Source organism: Kineococcus glutinatus, assembly GCF_039542765.1.
Lineage (GTDB): Bacteria > Actinomycetota > Actinomycetes > Actinomycetales > Kineococcaceae > Kineococcus_A > Kineococcus_A glutinatus.
The window spans coordinates 1-5,516 of the sequence record NZ_BAABIL010000469.1; the positions used below are offsets into that span (position 1 = coordinate 1).

The 5,516-nt window shown below is 75.7% G+C and carries 6 protein-coding genes; 4 read left to right on the plus strand and 2 right to left on the minus strand.

Annotated elements, in window-relative coordinates:
- The 4 genes from cysC to ABEB16_RS16205 form a co-directional block, all read left to right on the plus strand.
- A partial coding sequence (gene cysC, locus ABEB16_RS16190) for an adenylyl-sulfate kinase (protein ID WP_345713256.1) occupies nucleotides 1-735 on the plus strand: 735 nt, incomplete at its 5' end.
- Between the two features lie 50 nt (nucleotides 736-785).
- The gene (locus ABEB16_RS16195; protein WP_345713257.1) at nucleotides 786-2,201 is read left to right on the plus strand and encodes a sulfatase family protein; all 1,416 of its coding nucleotides are present in this window, start codon (nucleotides 786-788) and stop codon (nucleotides 2,199-2,201) included.
- On the plus strand, nucleotides 2,198-3,109 hold the full coding sequence (locus ABEB16_RS16200; protein WP_425560223.1) for a formylglycine-generating enzyme family protein: 912 nt from the start codon (nucleotides 2,198-2,200) through the stop codon (nucleotides 3,107-3,109). Before ABEB16_RS16195 ends, ABEB16_RS16200 begins: the two co-directional genes overlap by 4 nt.
- Nucleotides 3,110-3,146: 37 nt before the next feature.
- Nucleotides 3,147-3,890: a 3'(2'),5'-bisphosphate nucleotidase CysQ gene (locus ABEB16_RS16205; protein WP_345713260.1), complete on the plus strand. Its 744-nt coding sequence runs from the start codon at nucleotides 3,147-3,149 to the stop codon at nucleotides 3,888-3,890.
- Nucleotides 3,891-3,912: 22 nt separating this feature from the next.
- Here the strand turns inward: ABEB16_RS16205 and ABEB16_RS16210 are convergent, their stop codons facing one another.
- On the minus strand, nucleotides 3,913-4,512 hold the full coding sequence (locus tag ABEB16_RS16210; RefSeq protein WP_345713261.1) for a methionine ABC transporter permease: 600 nt from the start codon (nucleotides 4,510-4,512) through the stop codon (nucleotides 3,913-3,915).
- Nucleotides 4,513-4,573: 61 nt separating this feature from the next.
- On the minus strand, nucleotides 4,574-5,516 hold a 943-nt coding region (locus tag ABEB16_RS16215), incomplete at its 5' end, for a methionine ABC transporter ATP-binding protein (RefSeq protein ID WP_345713258.1).

A 5,516-nucleotide genomic window follows, 5' to 3' on the forward strand; every position in this document is an offset into this window, starting at 1 on the left:
GCGGACCCCTACGCGCGCAACCGGGAGACCGGCGCGTTCATCCTCATCGACGAGCACGGCAACGACACCGTCGCCGCCGGCACCGTCCTGCAGGTCAAGCCGGCCGAGGCGCCCAAGCGGCACCGCGAGGACGTCACCTGGCACCCCTCCTCGCTGCGGCGCGAGCACCGCGTGGCCTCCACCGGGCAGCGCGGCGCGACGGTCTGGTTGACCGGTTTCCCCGCCTCCGGCAAGTCGACGGTCGCGGTGGCGGTCGAGCGCGCCCTCGTCGAGGCGGGGCGGGTGGCGTACCTGCTCGACGGCGACAACGTCCGGCACGGTCTGTCCGACGACCTCGGGTTCTCCCCGGGCGACCGGGCCGAGCACATCCGCCGCGTCGGGCACCTCACCCGCCTGTTCGCCGACGCCGGGGTCGTCGCCATCGCCTCGATGGTCTCCCCGCTGCGCTCGGACCGGGCCATCGCGCGGTCCATGAACGAGGCCGCGGGCATCCCGTTCGTGGAGATCCACGTCGCCACGCCCGTCGAGGAGTGCGAGCGCCGCGACCCCAAGGGCCTGTACGCCAGGGCCCGCGCCGGGCAGCTGCGCGGCCTCACCGGGATCGACGCGCCCTACGAGCCGCCGGAGTCGCCCGACCTGGTGATCGACACGACGGGAGCGGACCTCGACGATCTCGTCCGCCGCGTCGTGGAGGTGCTCGAGGCCCGCGAGCGCGAGGGTGGGGGCGCGGCGTGACGGGCGCGCACGATCCCACCGGTCCCGCGCGGCCGACCCCCGGTGGGCCGGTGGAGCCTCCCGCCGGACGGCCGGCCGCACGCGACGACGTCCTGCTCGTGCACTGGCACGACCTGGGTCGCCACCTCGCGTGCTACGGGGCCTCCGGCGCGCACAGCCCCGCCCTGGACGCCCTGGCCGCGGAGGGCGTGCTGTTCACCGCGGCCCACGCCACCGCACCGCTGTGCTCCCCGGCCCGCGGATCGCTGTTCACGGGCCGGTACCCGCACAGCAACGGGCTCCTGGCGCTGGCGCACCACGGCTTCGAGTACCACGACGACGTGCGGACCCTGCCGCAGCTCCTCGGGGAGGCGGGCTGGTACACAGCGCTGTTCGGGATGCAGCACGAGACCGCGCGCCCCGAGCGGCTGGGCTTCGCCGACTTCGACGTCACCGACTCCCGCTGCGACTGGGTGGTCGGGCAGAGCCAGGACTGGCTGCGCAGGACCGCCGGAACGGGGGCGGACCGGCGGCCGTTCCTGCTGACCGCCGGGTTCTTCGAGACGCACCGGCCCTACCCCGCGGAGGACTACCCGCCCGGTGACCCGGCGACCTTCGAGGTGCCGGCCTACCTGCCGGACACCCCCGAGGTCCGGGAGGACCTCGCCGGGTTCCACTCCTCGATCCAGGTCGCGGACGCGGCCGTCGGCCGGCTGCTGGACACCCTGGAGGTCCTCGGCCTGGACGAGACGACGTGGGTGGTGTTCGTCACCGACCACGGGGAGGCGTTCCCCGGCGCGAAGTCCACGCTGTACGACGCCGGCACCGGCATCGCGTGCATCGTGCGGCCCCCGCGGCGGCGCCGGGTCGCGCCGCACGCGTACCCGGGCCTGTTCAGCGGCGTGGACCTCGTGCCCACCCTGCTGGAGCTGCTGGGGGTGGCGGTGCCCGAGGAGGTCGAGGGCGTCTCGCACGCCGCGGCGCTCACGGCCCCCGGCGCGGACGTCCCGCCCGCCCGCACCGAGGTCTTCACCGAGAAGACGTTCCACGACAGCTACGACCCGATCCGGGCCGTGCGCACCGCGACGCACAGCTACATCGAGAACTACGCGCCCCGCCCGCGCCTGGACCTGCCGCTGGACATCGCCGCCAGCCCGTCGGGTGCGGCGCTGGGCGAGGACGCCGCCGCGCCGCGGTCGCCGCGGGAGCTGTACGACCTGCGCGCCGACCCCCTCGAACGGGAGAACCTGGCCGACCGGCCCGAGGTGGCGCACGTGCAGCAGGACCTCGCGGCACGGCTGCACGCCTGGCGCGAGGCCACCGGTGACGTGCTGCCCACCCTGGAGGAGGGCGAGGCGTTCGCGACCCGGATGCTCGCCACCTACCTGGAGCAGCTCGGCATGCCGCCCCGCGAACCCCTCGCGTCCCAGCGGCGCCTCACCGGCGCCGTCCGCTCCGGGCGCGCACCGGGAGGGACGTCGGGGTGAGCTGCTGCAGCCCGTCCCCGGGCCACACCGCCACGCCGGTCCTGCCGCCCGCGCCCACCGCACCCGGCCCGGGCGCCGGCACGCCGCCCGGGGAGTGGGTGGACGTGCCGGGCGGCACGTTCCTCATGGGCAGCGAGGACGCCGACGTCAACCCGTTCGACGCCGAGGGCCCCGTCCGCCCCGTCGCGGTGGACGCCTTCCGCATCGGGGCGACGACGGTGACGGTCGCGCAGTTCGCGGCCTTCGTCGCCGCCACCGGCCACCGCACGAGCGCCGAGGAGCTCGGCTGGTCGTTCGTCCTCGCCGCATCCGTGCCCGGGCCCCTGCGTGCGCGGTGTCCCCGCCCGCCCACCGCGCCGTGGTGGGCGGGCGTCCCGGGCGCCACCTGGCGGGCTCCGGAAGGGCCGGGGTCGGACGTCGCTCAGCGGCAGGACCACCCCGTGGTGCACGTCTCCGCCCTCGACGCGGAGGCGTACTGCGCGTGGGCCGGCGGTCGCCTGCCCACCGAGGCGGAGTGGGAACGCGCGGCCCGCGGTGGCCTGGAGCAGCGGCGCTACCCGTGGGGCGAGGACCTGACACCCGACGGGCAGCACCGCTGCAACATCTGGCAGGGGCGGTTCCCCGAGCGGGACAGCGGCGAGGACGGCTTCACCGGCACCGCACCGGCCCGCTGGTACGAGCCGAACGGCTATGGCCTGTACCAGGTCGTGGGCAACGTGTGGGAGTGGTCCGCGGACACCTGGTGGACGCCGCGGCAGCGCCGCAGCCGCGAGCGCGCGATGCGCGGCGGGTCGTTCCTGTGCCACGACTCGTACTGCAACCGCTACCGCGTCTCGGCGCGGACGTCGAACGAACCGGCCGCGACGCTGGCGAACCTCGGGTTCCGCTGCGTCCTGCCCGCCACCTGAGGAGGCCACCACGAACCCGTCGCAGATCCCCGGCGCCCTGCGCGTCGCGGACGACCACGCCGTCGCCGAGTACGCCGCCCAGGCCGCCGGGCGGGAGCTGCTGCGGCTGCGCGAGCGCGCCGCGGGCGCCGCGGACCTGCGGGCGCGCGGTGACGCGCTGGGCCAGCAGGTGCTGCAGGAGCTGCTGGGGGCGCTGCGCCCGGACGACGCCGTGCTCAGCGAGGAGGCCGCGGACGACCCGGCCCGCCTCACCGCGTCGCGGGTGTGGATCGTCGACCCCCTGGACGGCACCCGGGAGTTCGGGGAGCCACCGCGCCCGGACTGGGCGGTGCACGTCGCGCTGTGGGCCGACGGCGACCTCGTGGCCGGGGCGGTCGCGCTGCCCGCCCTCGGCGTGACGGTGGGCACCGCCGAGCCGCCACCGCCGCCGGCGCACCGCCCAGGGCGGTCGCGGATCGCGGTCAGCCGCACCCGGCCACCGGTGGAGGCCACCGCCGCGGCGGGCGCGCTCGACGCCGAGCTCGTGCCGATGGGCTCGGCCGGGGCGAAGGTCGTGGCGGTGGTGCGCGGGGAGGTGGACGCCTACGTGCACGCCGGCGGGCAGTACGAGTGGGACTCCGCCGCGCCCGTCGCGGTGGCCCGCGCCGCGGGGCTGCGCGCCTGCCGCCTGGACGGCTCCGAGCTGCGCTACAACCGCACCGACGTGCGGGTGCCCGACCTGCTGGTGAGCAGGCCGGGCATCGCCGACGCGGTGCTGGCGGCGGTGGCGGGCGCCCGCTGAGCGCCCGCCACCGCCGGTGGGCTCAGCGCCGCAGCGCCGCGCGCGCCAGCCGGTTGCCCACGAACTGCCCCAGCTGCACGATCACCACGATCGTGGCCACGGTGACGTAGACGATGCCCCAGTCGTAGCGCTGCGAGCCGTAGGTGATGGCGTAGTCGCCCAGCCCACCGCCGCCGACGAGCCCGGCCTGCGCGGACATGTCGACGATGCCGACGAAGATGAACGTGTAGCCCAGCAGCAGCGGCCCCAGCGCCTCGGGCACGACCACCCCGAGCAGGATCCCCAGCCGGGAGGCGCCCGCGGCGCGCGCGGCCTCCACGACACCCGGCTCCACGCCGAGCAGGCTCTGCTCGACGATCCGGGCCACCGCGAACGCCGCGGCCAGCGAGATCGCGAAGGTGACGGCGTTGGTGCCCAGCGTGGTGCCGACCACCAGGCGCGAGAGCGGGGCGACCGCGGCCAGGAAGATGATGAACGGGATGGGCCGCACGACGTTCACGACGATCCCGATGACGGAGAACAGCACCCGGTTGGACAGCAGGTTCCCCGGCCGGGTCGCGTAGAGGGCGATGCCGAGGACGAGGCCCAGGACGCCGGAGACGACGAGCGAGACCAGCGACATGAACAGCGTCTGCCAGATCGCCGTGCGCCACACGTCGAGGGTGTCGAGGAAACCGTCCACGTCAGACCTCCTCCTCGCCCTGCACGCCCGCGGCGCGCAACCCGGCGATCGCCGCGTCGACGGCCCCCGCCGGTCCGGTCACCTCGTAGGTGAGCGACCCCAGGCGCCGCTCCTGGATCTCGCCGATGCCGCCGTGGACGAGCTCGGCGGCGGCGCCCGCGTCCCGGAACGCGGAGTCGATGCGGGTCTGCAACCCCACCTCGTCGGTGATGCGCACCGTGACCAGCCTGCCGGGGTGGCGGTGGCGCAACCGCCGCAGCTGATCCGGGTCCGGGCGGTCGTGCAGCGAGCTGCGCACGAAACGCGCGGCGGGCGCGGTGCGCGGGGCGGCGAACACGTCGTAGACCTCACCGGTCTCCACGACGCGCCCGGCCTCCATCACGGCGACGCGGTGCGCGATCTGGCGCACCGCGTCCATCTCGTGCGTGATGACGACGACGGTGACGCCGAGCTCGCGGTTGACCCGGCGCAGCAGCGACAGCACCTCGGTGGTCGTCTCGGGGTCCAGCGCGCTCGTCGCCTCGTCGGCCAGCAGCAGCGGCGGGTTCGTCGCCAGGGCGCGCGCGATGCCCACCCGCTGCTTCTGCCCGCCCGAGAGCTGCTCGGGGTGGTGGTGCGCCCGGTCGAGCAGGCCCACGAAGTCCAGCAGCTGCGCCACCCGGGCGTCGCGCTCGGCGCGCGGCACGCCCGCCACCTTGAGCGGGTAGGCCACGTTCCCGGCCACCGTGCGGGAGCGGAACAGGTTGAACTGCTGGAAGATCATCCCGATCCGCTGCCGCGCCCGGCGCAGCTCCCGCTCCGGCAGGGCCGTGAGGTCCTGCCCCGCGACCCGCACCCGCCCCGACGTCGGCATCTCCAGAGCGTTGACGAGGCGGACGAGGGTGGACTTGCCGGCACCGGAGTACCCGATGACGGCGAGCACCTCGCCCTCCTCGACGTCGAGG

What these genes read in the sequence shown, in the direction of transcription:
- ABEB16_RS16210 (WP_345713261.1), bottom strand. Translation starts at nt 4,512, where the DNA reads ATGTCGCTGGTCTCGCTCGTCGTCTCCGGCGTCCTGGGCCTCGTCCTC.